At 69.9% G+C, this 14,727-nt stretch carries 13 protein-coding genes and 1 tRNA gene; 4 read left to right on the forward strand and 10 right to left on the reverse strand.

All coding sequences use genetic code 11. The features are described from left to right. Positions 1–446 precede the first annotated feature (446 nt). From thrB to argS, 5 genes are all read right to left on the reverse strand, one after another. A complete protein-coding gene (gene thrB, locus EIL87_RS23340; protein ID WP_233576524.1) occupies positions 447–1,364 on the reverse strand; it encodes a homoserine kinase in 918 nt (305 codons plus the stop codon). After that, positions 1,361–2,449 (reverse strand): threonine synthase, encoded by a 1,089-nt coding sequence (thrC, locus tag EIL87_RS23345; protein ID WP_199740582.1) that lies wholly within the window; start codon positions 2,447–2,449, stop codon positions 1,361–1,363. Before thrC ends, thrB begins: the two co-directional genes overlap by 4 nt. Next, positions 2,446–3,750, reverse strand: a complete 1,305-nt coding sequence (locus EIL87_RS23350) for a homoserine dehydrogenase (protein ID WP_125092740.1) — start codon at positions 3,748–3,750, stop codon at positions 2,446–2,448. Before EIL87_RS23350 ends, thrC begins: the two co-directional genes overlap by 4 nt. Further along, positions 3,751–5,169 (reverse strand): diaminopimelate decarboxylase, encoded by a 1,419-nt coding sequence (lysA, locus tag EIL87_RS23355; RefSeq protein ID WP_125092741.1) that lies wholly within the window; start codon positions 5,167–5,169, stop codon positions 3,751–3,753. Positions 5,170–5,262: 93 nt separating this feature from the next. Next, entirely contained in the window at positions 5,263–6,924 is a 1,662-nt protein-coding gene (gene argS, locus EIL87_RS23360) for an arginine--tRNA ligase (protein ID WP_125092742.1), read from the reverse strand. A gap of 256 nt (positions 6,925–7,180) precedes the next feature. Here argS and EIL87_RS23365 point away from each other — a divergent pair, with 256 nt between their 5' ends. Both EIL87_RS23365 and EIL87_RS23370 read left to right on the forward strand, forming a co-directional pair. Next, positions 7,181–7,963: a DUF3105 domain-containing protein gene (locus EIL87_RS23365; RefSeq protein ID WP_125092743.1), complete on the forward strand. Its 783-nt coding sequence runs from the start codon at positions 7,181–7,183 to the stop codon at positions 7,961–7,963. Beyond that, the gene (locus EIL87_RS23370) at positions 7,960–8,631 is read left to right on the forward strand and encodes a DUF305 domain-containing protein (protein ID WP_125092744.1); all 672 of its coding nucleotides are present in this window, start codon (positions 7,960–7,962) and stop codon (positions 8,629–8,631) included. The genes EIL87_RS23365 and EIL87_RS23370 overlap by 4 nt, the downstream gene beginning before the upstream one ends. 42 nt (positions 8,632–8,673) lie before the next feature. Here EIL87_RS23370 and EIL87_RS23375 read toward each other — a convergent pair whose 3' ends face one another. Then, positions 8,674–9,591 (reverse strand): cation diffusion facilitator family transporter, encoded by a 918-nt coding sequence (locus tag EIL87_RS23375; protein WP_125092745.1) that lies wholly within the window; start codon positions 9,589–9,591, stop codon positions 8,674–8,676. Between the two features lie 236 nt (positions 9,592–9,827). Between EIL87_RS23375 and EIL87_RS23380 the strand changes: the two genes are divergently transcribed. Further along, positions 9,828–9,900, forward strand: a tRNA-Arg gene (locus EIL87_RS23380). A 118-nt stretch (positions 9,901–10,018) separates the two neighbouring features. Here EIL87_RS23380 and EIL87_RS23385 read toward each other — a convergent pair. Beyond that, positions 10,019–10,615: a TetR/AcrR family transcriptional regulator gene (locus EIL87_RS23385; protein ID WP_125092746.1), complete on the reverse strand. Its 597-nt coding sequence runs from the start codon at positions 10,613–10,615 to the stop codon at positions 10,019–10,021. 138 nt (positions 10,616–10,753) lie between these two features. On the opposite strand from EIL87_RS23385, the gene EIL87_RS23390 reads away from it, so the two are divergent. Continuing rightward, a complete protein-coding gene (locus tag EIL87_RS23390) occupies positions 10,754–11,863 on the forward strand; it encodes a zinc-binding dehydrogenase (RefSeq protein WP_325049505.1) in 1,110 nt (369 codons plus the stop codon). Positions 11,864–12,274: 411 nt separating this feature from the next. Here the strand turns inward: EIL87_RS23390 and paaE are convergent, their stop codons facing one another. From paaE to paaC, 3 genes are read right to left on the reverse strand one after another with little or no spacing between them, the layout of a single operon-like run. Further along, positions 12,275–13,354 carry a 1,2-phenylacetyl-CoA epoxidase subunit PaaE gene (paaE, locus tag EIL87_RS23395; RefSeq protein WP_125092747.1) on the reverse strand — a complete coding sequence of 360 codons (1,080 nt, stop codon included), beginning with the start codon at positions 13,352–13,354 and terminating at the stop codon, positions 12,275–12,277. Between the two features lies 1 nt (position 13,355). Next, positions 13,356–13,847, reverse strand: a complete 492-nt coding sequence (gene paaD / locus EIL87_RS23400; RefSeq protein WP_125092748.1) for a 1,2-phenylacetyl-CoA epoxidase subunit PaaD — start codon at positions 13,845–13,847, stop codon at positions 13,356–13,358. After that, on the reverse strand, positions 13,841–14,725 hold the full coding sequence (gene paaC, locus EIL87_RS23405; RefSeq protein WP_125092749.1) for a 1,2-phenylacetyl-CoA epoxidase subunit PaaC: 885 nt from the start codon (positions 14,723–14,725) through the stop codon (positions 13,841–13,843). Before paaC ends, paaD begins: the two co-directional genes overlap by 7 nt. Between the last annotated feature and the right edge of the window lie 2 nt (positions 14,726–14,727).

A 14,727-nucleotide genomic window follows, 5' to 3' on the forward strand; every position in this document is an offset into this window, starting at 1 on the left:
ACTTTGAGTTGACAACTCCTGCCTCGGTCACCGCGATCGCCAGACCCGCCTCAGTTGATCTTCACCCGTGTCGGGAGAAGTCCAATTCACAGCGGGAGATGCGCCCCGGAAAACGAAGTTCCGGGTACGGCACCGGCCCTAGGCGCGGTGACTGATTGACCTTGAGGGTAGACGCCCCGTAGTCCGGGTGCAACAACCCCCTGGGCGTGTGGCGCCCGCGCAGATCAAGCCGTCGACTCCCCGGAGCGAAGACCTCGGAAGCGATCGCGAACCCATCGCGAAGACCAGGTCCGCGTGATTGCCTCCCAGCGCCTCGCGCTGCCGGACCGTCGGCGACACTTCATTTCTACCACTTCTCGCGAAGCCGCCGCGCCCGGGGCTGCTGACCAGCGCTCCTGGCGCCGGAGCAGGCCCCGGGGCGGTCGGGCGCGAAAGCGGGAGGGAGATCATCCCTCGACGCGGGTGCGGGCCCCTTCGCGATCGACCGGGAGGTCCAGCACCGCGAACCCGGCCGGGGCGCACTCCCGCGCGTTCGCGTTCTTGCCCGGCAGCGCCAGCACGGTCGGGCCCGCCCCGGACACGGCGGCCGCGATCCCGCGCGAACGGAGCTCGCGCACCAGCGCGACGGTCCCGGGCCAAGCCGGTTCGCGGTAGTCCTGGTGCAGCCGGTCCTCGGTCGCGGCCAACAGCAGCGACGGGTCGCGCGTGATCGCCTGCACGGCGAGCGCGGCACGGCCGGCCGCGAACGCGGCGTCGGCGTGCGGAACCTCCTCCGGCAACAACCCGCGCGTCACGTGCGTCGCCGATTCCCCTTGCGGCACAAAGGCGATCGGCGACACCTCCGGGTGGGCGGGCACGCTCACCGCGCGGAAGCGGTCCGCTTCCCGCCACGCCACCACGAAATCACCCAGCAGGCTCGCCGCCACGTTGTCCGCGTGCCCCTCCCGAACCGCGGCCAGGTGCAGCGCGCGCTCCACGTGCTCCGCGGCGCGCACGTCCGTTCCCGCCAACCCGTGGGCGATGGCGAGACCGGCGACGATCGCCGCCGCCGAGGACCCCAGCCCGCGGGAGTGCGGGATGTTGTTCTCGCAGCGCAGTTCCAGCGCGGGCGGAGCCGGGAACCCCAGTTCCGCGAGGGTGTCGTGCACGACGCGGACCACGAGGTGCCGCTCGTCCTCGGGCACCGAACCGGCGCCCTCCCCGACCACCGACACCGCGGCCGAGCCGGCTGGACCGTCGACCACGCGCGCGGAGACGGTGTCGTGCAACGACAACGCCATGCCCAGGGCGTCGAAGCCCGAGCCGAGGTTCGCCGTCGACGCGGGAACCTCGACCCGCACCGCGCGCACCGGGAGCGAGTTCAACGCAGCTCCAACGCGTCGGCGACCGCGCTCGGGTCGACCGGCAGCGGCTCGACCTCGACCATGCCCGCCAACGCGGTGTCGGGATCCTTCAGCCCGTGCCCGGTGACCGTGCACACCACGACGGCGCCCTGCGGCAGGCGGCCGTCGGCGGCGGTCGCCAGCAGGCCGGCGACGCTGGAGGCCGATGCCGGTTCGACGAACACGCCCTCGCGCGAGGCCAGGGTCCGGTAGGCGTTGAGGATCTCCTCGTCGGTCACCGCGGAGAACAGGCCTTCGGAAGCGTCCTTGGCCTTGGCAGCGCCCTCCCAGGAGGCCGGGCTGCCAACCCGGATCGCGGTCGCGATCGTCTCCGGCTCGGCCACCGGCTGGCCGTGCACCAGAGGGGCGGCACCAGCGGCCTGGAAGCCGAACATCCGCGGCAACGAATCGGTGATGCCGTCGCGGTGGTACTCGTTGTAGCCCTTCCAGTAGGCCGTGATGTTGCCGGCGTTGCCGACCGGCAGGCAGTGGATGTCGGGGGCGCGCCCGAGCACGTCGCAGATCTCGAACGACGCGGTCTTCTGCCCCTCCAGGCGCACCGGGTTGACCGAGTTGACCAGCGTGACGGGGTGCTCGGCGGCGGTCTTGCGGGCGAGTTCGAGGCAGTCGTCGAAGTTGCCCTGGACCTGGAGGATCTTCGCGCCGTGCACGACGGCCTGGGCCAGCTTGCCCAGGGCGATCTTGCCCTGCGGCACCAGGACCGCGGAGGTCAGTCCGGCGCGCGCGGCGTAGGCGGCGGCCGAGGCCGAGGTGTTCCCGGTGGAGGCGCAGATGACGGCCTTGCTGCCCTCGGCGAGCGCGTGGGTGATGGCCACCGTCATGCCGCGGTCCTTGAACGAACCGGTCGGGTTGGCGCCCTCCACCTTGAGGTAGACGGTGCACCCGGTGCGCTCCGACAGGTGCGGAGCGGCGACCAGCGGCGTGTTCCCCTCCTGCAGGGTCACGATGCGCGCCCCGTCCGGGACCTCGACCCGGTCCCGGTAGGCCTCGATCAGGCCCGGCCACCCGGCTCCGGACTTCGCCGGAGCGCTCTGGATGTTCGTCACGTCGGTTCACCTTCCACGCGCATCACGCTGACCACTTCGCGCACGATCGGGAGTTGCGCGATCTTGTCCACTGTGGACGACAGTGCCGCGTCCGGAGCCGTGTGCGTGACCACCACCAGGCTGGCCTCGGCACCCCTGCCCTGCTGACGCACCACCGAAATGCTCACATCGTGCTCGTTGAACGTCGCCGCGACCTGCGACAGCACACCGGGTTTGTCGGCCACGTCGAGGCTGATGTGGTAGCGGGTCGGGGTCTGCCCCATCGACTGCACGGGCAGCTGGGCGTGCGCGGACTCGCGCGGCCCCTTGCCCTTCACCACCAGGTTCCGGGCCACCGCCACGAGGTCGCCGAGCACCGCGCTCGCCGTCGGCGCACCCCCGGCACCCTGGCCGTAGAACATCAGCTGACCGGCGGCCTCGGCCTCCACGAACACCGCGTTGAACGCCCCGCCGACACCGGCCAGCGGGTGGCTGCGCGGGATCATCGCCGGGTGCACACGGGCCGACACCGACTCGTTGCCGTCCTCGTCGACCACCCGCTCGCAGATCGCCAGCAGCTTCACCGTGCGGTCGAGGGTTGCCGCGGCGGCGATGTCGCCCGGCGTCACCCCCGAGATGCCCTCGCGGTGCACATCGCTGGCCGTGACCCGGGTGTGGAAGGCCAGCGACGCGAGGATGGCGGCCTTCGCCGCGGCGTCGAAGCCGTCCACGTCCGCCGTCGGGTCCGCCTCCGCGTAACCGAGGCGACCGGCCTCGTCGAGCGTCTCCGAGTAGCCGGCGCCGGTGGAGTCCATCGCCGAGAGGATGTAGTTCGTGGTGCCGTTGACGATGCCCATGACCCGGTCGATCCGGTCACCGGCGAGCGACTCGCGCAGCGGGCGCAGCAGCGGGATCGCGCCCGCCACGGCGGCCTCGAAGTAGATGTCGGCACCGGCCTCGTCGGCCGCCGCGTACAGCTCCGAGCCGTGCTCGGCCAGCAGCGCCTTGTTCGCCGTCACCACCGACTTGCCCGAGCGCAGCGCGGTGAGCAGCAACGACCTGGCCGGCTCGATGCCTCCGATGAGCTCGACGATGACATCGACGTCACCCTCCACCAACGCCTGCGCGTCGGTGGTCAGCAGGTGCTCGGGCACCTCGGGATGCTTGTGGGGCCGTCGCACGGCGACGCCGGTGACCAGCATCGGGGCCCCGGTTCGCGCCGCGAATTCCTCCGGTTGGTCCTGGAGCAGCCGCAGCACCTCGGTGCCCACGGTGCCGCAGCCCAACAACGCGACCCTGATCGGTTCACGGTCCCGGATCACTCACACCTCCAGCCGGAGCAGGTCGTCCTCGGTCTCCCTGCGCAGCAACAATCGCGCTCGACCAGCGCGAACCGCAACCACCGGCGGCTTGGGCAGGCGGTTGTAGTTGCTGGCCATCACGTAGCAGTACGCCCCGGTGGCGGCCACCGCGAGCAGGTCTCCCGGAGCAATGTCCTCCGGGAGCCAGCAATCGCGCACCACTACGTCACCGGACTCACAGTGCTTGCCCACGATGCGGGAGAGCACCGGCTCCGCTTCGGCTGAGCGGGACACCAGTCGGCTGTCGTAGACCGCGTCGTAGAGCGAGGTGCGGATGTTGTCGCTCATCCCGCCGTCGACGCTGACGTAGCGCCGTTCGGCCTCGGCACCGAGCACGACGTCCTTGATGGTGCCGACCTCGTAGACGGTGATCATGCTCGGGCCGACGATGGCGCGCCCGGGTTCGACCGCGATCTTGGGCACCGGCAGGCCGGCGTTCTCCGCTTCCTTGCTGACGATCTCGAAGAGCCTGCTCGCCAGCTGCGCAGGGGGCATCGGGTCGTCCTCGGCGGTGTAGGCGATGCCCAGCCCACCACCGAGGTCGACGGTGTCGGCCGAGGCCAGCGCCTCGGCACCGTGCTCCTCCCGCAGCTCCGCCAGCAGCCGCACCACGCGGTGCGCGGCCAGCTCGAAACCGTCCACCTCGAAGATCTGGGAGCCGATGTGGCTGTGCAGGCCCACCAGCTCCAGCGAGCCGGCCTTGACCACCCGGGAGACGGCCTCGGCGGCCTGACCGCCGGCCAGCGAGAACCCGAACTTCTGGTCCTCGTGCGCGGTCGCGATGAACTCGTGGGTGTGCGCCTCGACGCCCACCGTGATCCGCACCAGCACCCGCTGTTTCGCGCCGCGCTGGGAGGCGATGTGGTCGAGCCGGGCGATCTCGTGGAACGAGTCGAGCACCACCGAGCCGACCCCGGCCTCCACGGCGGCGGTCAGCTCGGCCACGGACTTGTTGTTGCCGTGGAAGGTGATGCGCTCGGCGGGGAACCCCGCGCGCAGCGCTACGGCGAGCTCGCCGCCGCTGCACACGTCCAGGCTCAGACCCTCCTCGGCGACCCAGCGGGCCACCTCGGTGCACAGGAACGCCTTGGAGGCGTAGTGGACGGCGGCCGGGTCGCCGAAGGCCTCCGCGTAGTCGCGGCAGCGCGACCGGAAGTCGTCCTCGTCGAGCACGAACAGCGGGGTGCCGTACTGCTCGGCGAGCTCCCGGACGTCCAGACCGGCGACGCGGACGACGCCGTCGGCGCCGCGCTCGCTGTTGCGCGGCCACACGTGCGGGTGCAGCAGGTCGATCTCCCCGGAGCTGGCCGGGGACGGTCCTGCGGTGTTGCCGGGCGGCACGACTTCGGCGTGCCGCGGCCCGGCGGGATGGGCGCGCATGTTGACAAAGCTCCTTCGCGCAGCCTGCCGCTGGACAGGCGGTGAGGTGGGCAGCACGCTCCCTCTTCGTCGAGGGAACCCGTCTACCTGCGATTACATCTGTTCCGGCGCGCTCACGCCGAGCAGGCCCAGACCGTTGGCCAACACCTGGCGGGTGGCCTCGCACAGCTGGAGCCGCGCGGTGGTCAGCGGGGTCGCCTGGTCGTCACCAGGCTGCAGCACGCGGCAGGCGTCGTAGAACTTGTGGTAGGCGCTGGCCACGTCCTCCAGGTACCGAGCCACCCGGTGCGGTTCGCGCAACTGGGCGGCCGAACGCACCACGCGGGGGAACTCGCCCAGGGTGCGGATCAGGTCGCCTTCACGTTCGTGGGTGAGCAGCGACAGGTCGGCATTCTCCACGGTTCCCCGCTCGATGCCCAGGGAGGCGGCGTTGCGCTGCAACGACGACAGGCGCGCGTGCGCGTACTGCACGTAGAAGACCGGGTTCTCGTTGGTGCGCTTGCTGATCAGGTCCAGGTCGATGTCGACGGCCGAGTCGACCGAGGAGCGGATCAACGAGTAGCGGGCGGCGTCGACCCCGACGGCCTCGACGAGGTCCTCCAGGGTCACCACGGTGCCGGCCCGCTTGCTCATACGCACCGGTTTGCCCGCGCGCACCAGGTTCACCAGCTGGCCGATCAAGACCTCGACCACGGCCGGGTCGTCGCCGAGCGCCGCGGCAGCAGCCTTGAGCCGGGCGATGTAGCCGTGGTGGTCGGCGCCGAGCATGTAGATGCACAGGTCGAAGCCGCGGGAACGCTTGTCGCGCAGGTAGGCGATGTCACCGGCGATGTAGGCCGGGGCCCCGTCGCTCTTGATGACCACCCGGTCCTTGTCGTCGCCGTACTCGGTGGAACGCAGCCACCAGGCGCCGTCGGTGTAGTAGAGGTGGTCGGAGGCCTTCAGCTGGTCGAGGCACTCCTCGACCTGGCCCGAGCTGTGCAGCGAGTCCTCGTGGAAGAAGACGTCGAAGACGGTGCCGAAGTCGTTGAGGCTCTGCTTGATCTCCTCGAACATCAACCCGACGCCGATGCGGCGGAAGGTCTCCCGCCGCGCGTCCTCGGGCTGCTCCAGCACGCCCGGCTCGGCCTTGACGACCTGGTCGGCGATCTCGGCGATGTAGTCGCCGCCGTAGCCGTCCTCGGGCGCGGGCTCGCCCTTCGCCGCGGCGATCAGCGAGTTGACGAAGCGGTCGATCTGCGCCCCGGCGTCGTTGAAGTAGTACTCGCGGGTGACCTTGGCGCCCTGCGCGGAGAGCACCCGGCCCAGCGCGTCACCGACAGCCGCCCAGCGGGTGCCGCCCAGGTGGATGGGACCGGTCGGGTTGGCCGAGACGAACTCGAGGTTGACCTTCAGGCCGCTGTAGAGGTCACCCGTGCCGAAGTCGGCGCCGGCGCTGAGCGCCTCCCGCACGATCTGGCCCTGCGCGTCGGCGGCGAGCCGCAGGTTCAGGAAGCCCGGGCCGGCGACGTCGACGGAGTCGATGCCGTCCTTGTCGGCCAGCGCCTCGGCGAGCCAGGTGGCGAGATCGCGCGGGGCGACGCCCGCCTTCTTGGCGACCTGCATCGCGAGGTTGGTCGCGTAGTCACCGTGCTCGGGGTTCCGCGGGCGCTCGACCGTGACAACCTCGGGCAGCACCGACGTGTCCAGCCCACGGGCGGACAGCACGTCGACGGCGGTGTTGCGGACCAGTTCAGCGAGCGCGGCAGGAGTCACCCTGTGAAGTCTAGGGATCCTTCGACCCAGTTCAGACGCCGGGTTGCCGCCCACTCTGTGGACTCGCCCGGGTCCGTTCGGCCCAGCCGTGATCGCACGTCGCGCACGAACCGACCACGGGGCGTGATCAGAGCGTTGCCCGTGTGTGAGAACGTGTGGTGGCGAGCACTTGCCTCTCGGCACTCCGCCGATCGGGCAATCTCTACACTGGCGGGCGCTGTCCCCAGGTACTGGCGAGACGAGGTTTGCGAGCAGCATGGCTAAGAACAAAGCGGTCCGCGGCGCCGCTGTGGTGAACCAACGGTCGATCCCGTGGGTGCTGGTGGCCGGGGTGACGGTGGTCGCGGTGTTCGCGGCAGTGATCTTCGGGTACGCCTACAGCCGCTGGTCCGAGCAGGCCGCGACGCGCGAGGCGCAGGCCGCCGCGGAGAAGGCGACCGAGGCGTTCAAGCCGTCGCCGCAGAACCCGGACCCGTCGAAGACGATCCCGGGCGTCGTCACGGCCAACTACGAGGGCCAGCAGCACGTCAAGCCGGACCAGCGCGTGGCCTACGACAAGAACCCGCCGTTCGGCGGTCCGCACGACGGCGTCTGGGCCGACTGCACCGGCGTGGTCTACCCGCAGCCGGTCCGCACCGAGAACATGGTCCACTCGCTGGAGCACGGCGCGGTGTGGATCGCCTACAACCCGGACAAGCTCGACCAGGCCTCCCTGGACCGCCTCAAGGTCCGCGCGCAGGGCAAGCCGTACACGATGCTGTCGCCGTACCCGGGCCTGGACTCGCCGATCTCGCTGCAGTCCTGGGGCCACCAGCTCAAGGTCGACAACGCCGACGATCAGCGGATCGACCAGTTCATCACCGCGCTGCGGCTGAACAACAACGGCGTCTACCCCGAGGTCGGCGGCTCCTGCCAGGCCTACCCGGGCGCGTTCGACACCAACAACCCGCCGAAGTTCGACGCCACGCCTCCGGGCCCGGATGCGGTTCCGATGGACGGCAAGGGCGCCAACGCCGGCGCCGGTCAAATGGGTCAGTGAGCCCGTTGCCGCAGGCACGACGCGTTTCGCAGGTCATCGTCGCCGTCGTCGCGGCGATCTCGCTGCTGCTGTTGGGGGCGGCGCTCGGACTATTGGTCCGGGTGCCGTCCTTCGACCGCGCAGAACCTGAGCCCACGGCGGTCGACGTCGGGTTCTCCCAGGACATGAGCGTCCACCACCAGCAGGCGGTGACGATGGCGACGCTGGCGCGGGAACGCGCCGACGACGTCGCGGTCCGGCAGCTGGCCTTCGACATCGAGACTAACCAGCGCGACCAGATCGGCCGCATGCAGGGCTGGTTGAGCATCTGGAACCAGCCGGCCCAGGCGACCGGCCCGGTCATGCAGTGGATGACCGACACCGGCGAGCACCACCACGGGGGCGGCATGGCGATGCCGATGGCCGGGGGCGCCCTCATGCCGGGCATGGCGACCAGCGAGGAACTTTCCCGCTTGAGCTCGCTGCGCGGCCCGGAGTTCGACGTCTACTTCCTGCAGCTGATGCTGCGCCACCACCAGGGCGGCGCCGGGATGGCCGAGTACGGCGGAACCCACGCCGCGGTCCCCGCCGTGCGCGCCCTGGCGAAGAACATGCTCGGCTCGCAGGGCAGCGAGATGGAACTCATGACGTCCATGCTCAACCAGCGCGGTGCTCAGCCGCTGCGCTGAGCATGGGAACCTTCCGCTCACCGAGCGAGGCCCCGCGGCCGGTCACCAGGTGAGCTCTCGACAACGACGGGCGCATTCGGCGGGCTCGACCTGCAGCGTGGCGTGGTCGATCCGGTAGTTCTCGGACAGCAGCCGCTGCGCGGCGGTGAGAACCCCACCGTGGTCGGCGTCGTGGCTCGCCGTCAGGTGCGCCGAGGCGACCTCCATCCCCGAGGTCAAGGTCCACACGTGCAGGTCGTGCACCTCGGTGACCGACGGAAGCGCGGCCAGGTCGCTGTGCATCTGCTGCACGTCGACGCCCTCGGGCGCTTGCTGCACGAGGATCCGCAGCGCCTGGCGGGCGAGCGTGAAGGTGCGGGGCAGCACGAACAGCCCGACACCGACGGCGACGATCGGGTCGGCCAGGTACCAGCCGAACGCCCACGTCAGGAAGCCTCCGACCAGCACACCGGCCGAGCCGAGCGTGTCGGCGAGGACTTCCAGGTAGGCACCGCGCAGGTTGAGGCTCTCCCTCGCCCCCTTGCGGAGCAGCGCGAACACGACGAGGTTCGCCAGCAGACCGGCGGCGGCCGTCACCATCATCGGAAGGCCGGCGACCTCGTGCGGCTCCTGGAACCGCTTCACCGACTCGAACAAGATGTAGCCGGCGACGCCGAACAGCAGGACGGAGTTGGCCAGGGCGGCGAGGACCTCGACCCGGTAGAGGCCGAAGGTGCGCCTGGTGCCGGTGGGGCGACGAGCCGCGGTGATCGCGGCCAGCGCCATCCCGACCCCGAGGACGTCGGTGAGCATGTGCCCGGCGTCGGACAACAGGGCGAGCGACGACGTCAGCCACCCGACGACGGCTTCGAGCACGAAGAAGGCCAGCAGCACACCGAAGGCGATGGACAGCCTGCTCAGGTAACGGCCCGACGCGTGGACCGCGTCGGCCGCGGATCCGTGCCCGTGGCCGTGCCCCATGTCTGCGCCTCCTCACATCCGCAAGAGATACATAGCGAAGTATGCATGATTCAGGTGCGGGAAGAAATGGCGTGCAACCCAGATCACCGCCCCGGCGCCCTCGGGTGCGGTGACAGGAAGGTTCCCTTGCACCCACTGCCCGGTACCCCGCATGAACACCGTTGAACCTCAGCAACCCACCCCGCTCCAGGCCCGCGTGCGGCGTGCGATAAGCTATCGATCGTCCACAGCGACAAGCCCTCGTAGCTCAGTGGATAGAGCACTGCCCTCCGGAGGCAGGTGTCATAGGTTCGAATCCTATCGAGGGCGCAGTCGGCAGAACCGCCCCTGACCAGCACGGTCAGGGGCGGTTTTGTGTTTCACGGGTTGATTCGGCACGCCCTGAGGAGAACGACGCGAGCGACGGTTTCCTGGGCGGAACGTGGACCTAGTCGGCAGTTGTCTCGAGGTCGAGCGCGCGTGCGGCAAGTCGTTTCGCGCTGTCGGCGGCTTGCTCGATCACGCTGAGGGACTGCACGACGGTCACGCCTTCGAGCAGGATCGTGAGCTCGTCGGCCACGCGCTCGGGCTCGGGTGCGTCGGCCTCGTGGGCGAGCGATGCCAGGTGGTTGCGCACCCAGTGCTTGTGCTCGGTGATGACCGCCCGGGCCGGGTGGTCGGTGTCGGCGAGTTCGGCGTGCGCGTTGACGAACGCGCACCCTCGCGGGTGGTTGTGGCGCATCCACTCGGCCAGCGCGTCGAACGTCGCGAGGAGCTTCTCGCTCGGAGTCGTCGCGTGCTGCTCGAGGTGCTCCTGCCACCACTTCCGCCAGCGCTGGTCGCGATCCCGCAGGTAGGCCACGATCAACTGGTCCTTGGAGCCGAACCTGTCGTAGAGGGTCTTCTTGGTCACGCCAGCGGCTTCGGCGACCGCTTCCACACCGATCGCGTTGATGCCCTGCTCGTAGAACAACTCCCCAGCGGTCACCAGGATGCGCTTCGCCGCAGGCGTCAGCTCTCCCTCAGGCGTGCGTGGCCGTGGCATGCAGGACCTCCTTCCCGGCACGCGGGCTGACCGCCAGCGAGGCGTTGACGGCGCCACGTTTGTTAACTATACCGGTGTGTGTACTTCACTCAAAGCCGCGACCCGTCGCGGCCCACGCGAGGAGTGGACGTGGTGCAAATGACCAGGACATCGGTCCGCGAGCTCAGTGAGTCGGGTCGGACGCTGTCCGACGTGCCCGACCGCATGGTGGCTGTCGTGCTCACCCGGCATGGCGGCCCCGACGCGCTGGAGGTCAGGACCGATGTCCCGACACCCGCGCTCGCCGAGCACGAGGTGCTCGTGGCTGTGGCAGCAGCGGGCATGAACAACACCGACGTGTGGAGCCGCGAGGGCAGCTACGGCACTGCCGGTGACCCCGACTCCGTGGGCGGGTGGCGAGGAATGCCACTGCACTTCCCGCGCATCCAGGGAGGCGACATCGTGGGAACCGTCGTCGCAGTGGGGCGTGGCGTCGAGGACTCGCGACTCGGCCAACGAGTTCTGGTCGACAGCGCGCTGTACGACGGTCCAGGCCCGCACGCGAACGCGGTCGGCCTGTTGGGCAGCGAACGCGACGGCGGGTTCGCGCAGTTCGTCGCCGTCGAGGCTCAACATGCCCACGACATGACCACCAGTCCGCTGACCGACCAGCAGCTCGCGGCGCTGCCCATCGCCTACGGCACTGCGGTCGGAATGCTGGAACGCGCTGAACTCGCACCCGGTGAACGGATCCTCATCACCGGAGCATCCGGAGGCGTCGGCATGGCACTCGTGCAACTGGCGGCGGCGCGGGGCTGCCACACCGTGGCGATCACCACCGAAGCCAAGCGAGAGCAGCTCCTCGCGGCAGGCGCTTCCCAAGTGCTGCTCCGAGACTCCGTGCCGTCTCGCGAGCTCGACGCACCGGTCGACGTCGTCGCGGACGTGGTCGGAGGCAGCGGCTTTCCCGACTTGATCGATGCCCTGGCTGAAGGCGGCAGACTCGTCACCGCCGGAGCGATCGCCGGCCCGCGGATCGAGATCGACGTCCGCCGCCTCTACCTCCACAGCCGCCGGCTCATCGGCTCGGCGATGTGGACACCCAGCCACTTCGACCGCCTCGTGCAGGACGCGCGGGAAGGCACGTTCACCCCTGTCATCGCCGAGTCCTTCCCGCTCACCGAGATCGCTGCAGCACAACGGGAGTTCGAGAAGAAGCAGTTCGTCGGCAAGTTCGTCCTCACCGCACCGAGCCCGACGGGAGGATGAAGGTGCCGGTTCTCGCAACGCACGACGCCGTCCACTGCGTGCGGGGCGGCCTTGCGTCGGACCGGCTCACCGCGCCTCGAAGGTTGAGAGGCCTCGATGCTGAGACACGTGCGTTGGGGGCCACCTCTCCACCCTTGATCCCCCCGCCTCACGGCTCAGCGACGCGTGCAAGGGAACCTTTCGTGCACCGCCACGGTGTGGCTTCCACCGTCGCCCAGTTCTCCTCCCTCCTGCACACGTCGCCCACCACGGCGACGCCACGCTGTCAGCTCAGGTGGGTGGATCCACGGCAAATGCCCGTGCCGCACCTGATGTGGCGGCAGGAACCTCTCCTGAACGCGAGAAGATCCGCCGCTGAACGATCGGATGTCCGTTCAGTGGCGGATCTTCTCGGGTGCTGACGCTCTCCCGTCAGGCGTCGAAGTCGACGGTGAGCGTGCCGGTGACCGGAATGGACTGGCAGGTGAGGACGAAACCTTCCGCCACCTCCGCCTTCTCCAAGGCGAAGTTGCGCCGCATGTCGACCTCGCCCTCGGTGACCTTCGCCCGGCACGTGCCGCACACACCGCCCTTGCAGGCGAAGGGCAGGTCTGGCCGGGCCTTCTGCGCTCCGTCGAGAACCGACGTCTCGCGCGACAGCGCCGCGGTGGTGCGGCGGCCGTCGAGCACGATCGTGGCCTCCGTCATCTCCCCCGTGGGGGCCGCATCGACGTGCCGCACGGGTTCCGGCGGCACGTCGTCGACGTAGAACAGCTCGCGGTGGATGCGCTCGTCGGCCACGCCGAGCTCCGCCAGCAGCTGCTGCGCACCGGTGACCATGCCGAACGGCCCGCACAGCCACCACTGGTCGACTTCACCGACCTCCGGGAGGAGCGCCATGAGATCGCGGAGCTTGTCCGCGTCGAGGCGCCCTGTGAACAGGTCCGCCTCGCGAGGTTCGCGCGAGAGCACGTGGACGAGTTCCAGCCGTTCCGGGTAGCGGTCCTTGAGGTCCGCCAGCTCGTCGGCGAACATCACGGAGTCCGTGCGGCGGTTGCCGTAGACGAGCGTGACGGTCGCCTCCGGGTCGTCCAGCACGGTCGCGGCGATCGACAGCAGCGGGGTGATGCCCGATCCGGCGCCGATGAGCACGTGATGACCGCCGACCGACTGCGGGGTGAACGCGCCGGTGGGCGTCCCCACCTCGATCTCGTCGCCGGGCCGCACCTCGTGGACGAGCCAGGTCGAGAACAGCCCGTCGGGGACCTCGCGGACTCCGATGCGCGGAAGGGTCCCTTCAGGCGAGCAGATCGAGTAGGAACGCCGCTCTTCCCTGCCGTCGATGACGCGGCGCAGCGTCAGGGACTGCCCGGCTCGGAAGTCGTAGGTGCCGTCGAGCTCCGGTGGCACGGTGAAGGTGACCGCGACCGCGTCGTCGCACAGCCGGCTGACGTCGGCGATGGTCAGCGTGTGGAACTCGCCCCGCAACCGGGACTTGGTCAACGCGGTCACCTCAGATCTCCTTGACGTGTTCGAACGGTTCGGCGCACGAGCCGCAGCGGCGGATCGCCTTGCACGCGGTGGGACCGAATTCCGACAGCGGCTCGGTGTTCGCCGCTCCGCAGTGCGGGCAGGACACCTGCCGCTCGGGTGGGCGCAGCGTCAGCGGGACCGGCCCCGATTGGCGTGCGGGAGCGTCACCGGGAGGCGCGATGCCGGCCTCGGCAAGCTTGCGCCGCCCCTTGTCCGAAATCCAGTCCGAGCTCCACGGCGGCTGCAGCACGGTGTGGACCTCGACGTGGGCGTAACCAGCACCCTGCAGCGCGTGGACCAGGTCGTCCTTCATCGTGTCCATGGCGGGGCACCCGGTGTAGGTGGGTGTGATGGACACCTTCACCGCACCGTCGTGCTCGGACACCTCGCGCAGCACGCCGAGATCCGCGAGCGTGAGCATCGGCAGCTCGGGGTCGCGGACCGTCTCGGCCACAGCTCTTGCGGTCACCATGTCGCCTCCGGGTGGGCGCGCGCGACGCTCTGCAGCTCCGCGAGCAGGTAACCCATGGCTTCCGTGTGCCGTCCGTGCCTGCCGGTGCCGCCGGCCACCCCGGCCTTGGCAGGAACCTCGGGTAGCTGCAGGGTCGAGGCTTGCAGAACCTGTTCCAGCACGCCGTCGAACTCCTCGCGCACAGCTGCCGGGTCGACCGCGACGCCCGCGTCGGCCAAGCGGGATTCGGTCTCGTGCGGCGCGAACAGCTCGTCCACGAACGGCCAGTTCTCGGTGAAGGCTTCCTGCATGCGCTCGTGGGAGAAAGGCGTCCCATCACCGAGGCGCACTGCCCACTGGGCTGCGTAGTCGCGGTGGTAGGTCAACTCCTTGACGCCCTTGTCCGCGATGGCGGCGAGCACCGGGTCCCGGGACGCGGTCAGCCGCTGGAACAGGGCGAGCCGCCACGTGGACAGCACCAGCAGGACCGCGATGAGCCGGCCGAAGTCACCGCCTTCGAGCTCAGCGAGCCGCACGTTGCGGAACTGGTGCTCGTCGCGGAAGAACGCGTAGTGGTCCTCACCGCGTCCGCTGCCGTCGGCCTTGCCAGCTCGCGCGAGCAGCAGCCGGGCCTGCCCGAGCAGGTCCAGGCCGATGTTGGCGATGGCGACCTCGTCCTCGAGTTCGGGCGCGAAGGTGCACCACTGCTGCAACCGGTGGGAGAGGACGAGCGCGTCGTCGCCCAGCATCAAGCAGTACGCGGCCAGGTCCGCTCCGTCCACACCGGACGGGACCGAGGTGTCGACCCCTGCCAGCGGGTCGTCGAACCCGGTGCCGAAGGCCCAACGCGAGTCGTCGTGGGCGTCGATGAGTGCCTCGTAGGCGTTGTCGAAGGACATCG

This window comes from Saccharopolyspora rhizosphaerae (assembly GCF_003931915.1).
Classification (GTDB): Bacteria; Actinomycetota; Actinomycetes; order Mycobacteriales; family Pseudonocardiaceae; genus Saccharopolyspora; species Saccharopolyspora rhizosphaerae.

Coding starts and splice junctions, on each gene's coding strand:
- paaC (WP_125092749.1), bottom strand. CDS start 14,725: ATGTCCTTCGACAACGCCTACGAGGCACTCATCGACGCCCACGACGAC.
- lysA (WP_125092741.1), bottom strand. CDS start 5,169: ATGCGCGCCCATCCCGCCGGGCCGCGGCACGCCGAAGTCGTGCCGCCC.
- EIL87_RS23390 (WP_325049505.1), top strand. CDS start 10,754: ATGACCAGGACATCGGTCCGCGAGCTCAGTGAGTCGGGTCGGACGCTG.
- paaD (WP_125092748.1), bottom strand. CDS start 13,847: ATGGTGACCGCAAGAGCTGTGGCCGAGACGGTCCGCGACCCCGAGCTG.
- EIL87_RS23365 (WP_125092743.1), top strand. CDS start 7,181: ATGGCTAAGAACAAAGCGGTCCGCGGCGCCGCTGTGGTGAACCAACGG.
- EIL87_RS23385 (WP_125092746.1), bottom strand. CDS start 10,615: ATGCCACGGCCACGCACGCCTGAGGGAGAGCTGACGCCTGCGGCGAAG.
- EIL87_RS23375 (WP_125092745.1), bottom strand. CDS start 9,591: ATGGGGCACGGCCACGGGCACGGATCCGCGGCCGACGCGGTCCACGCG.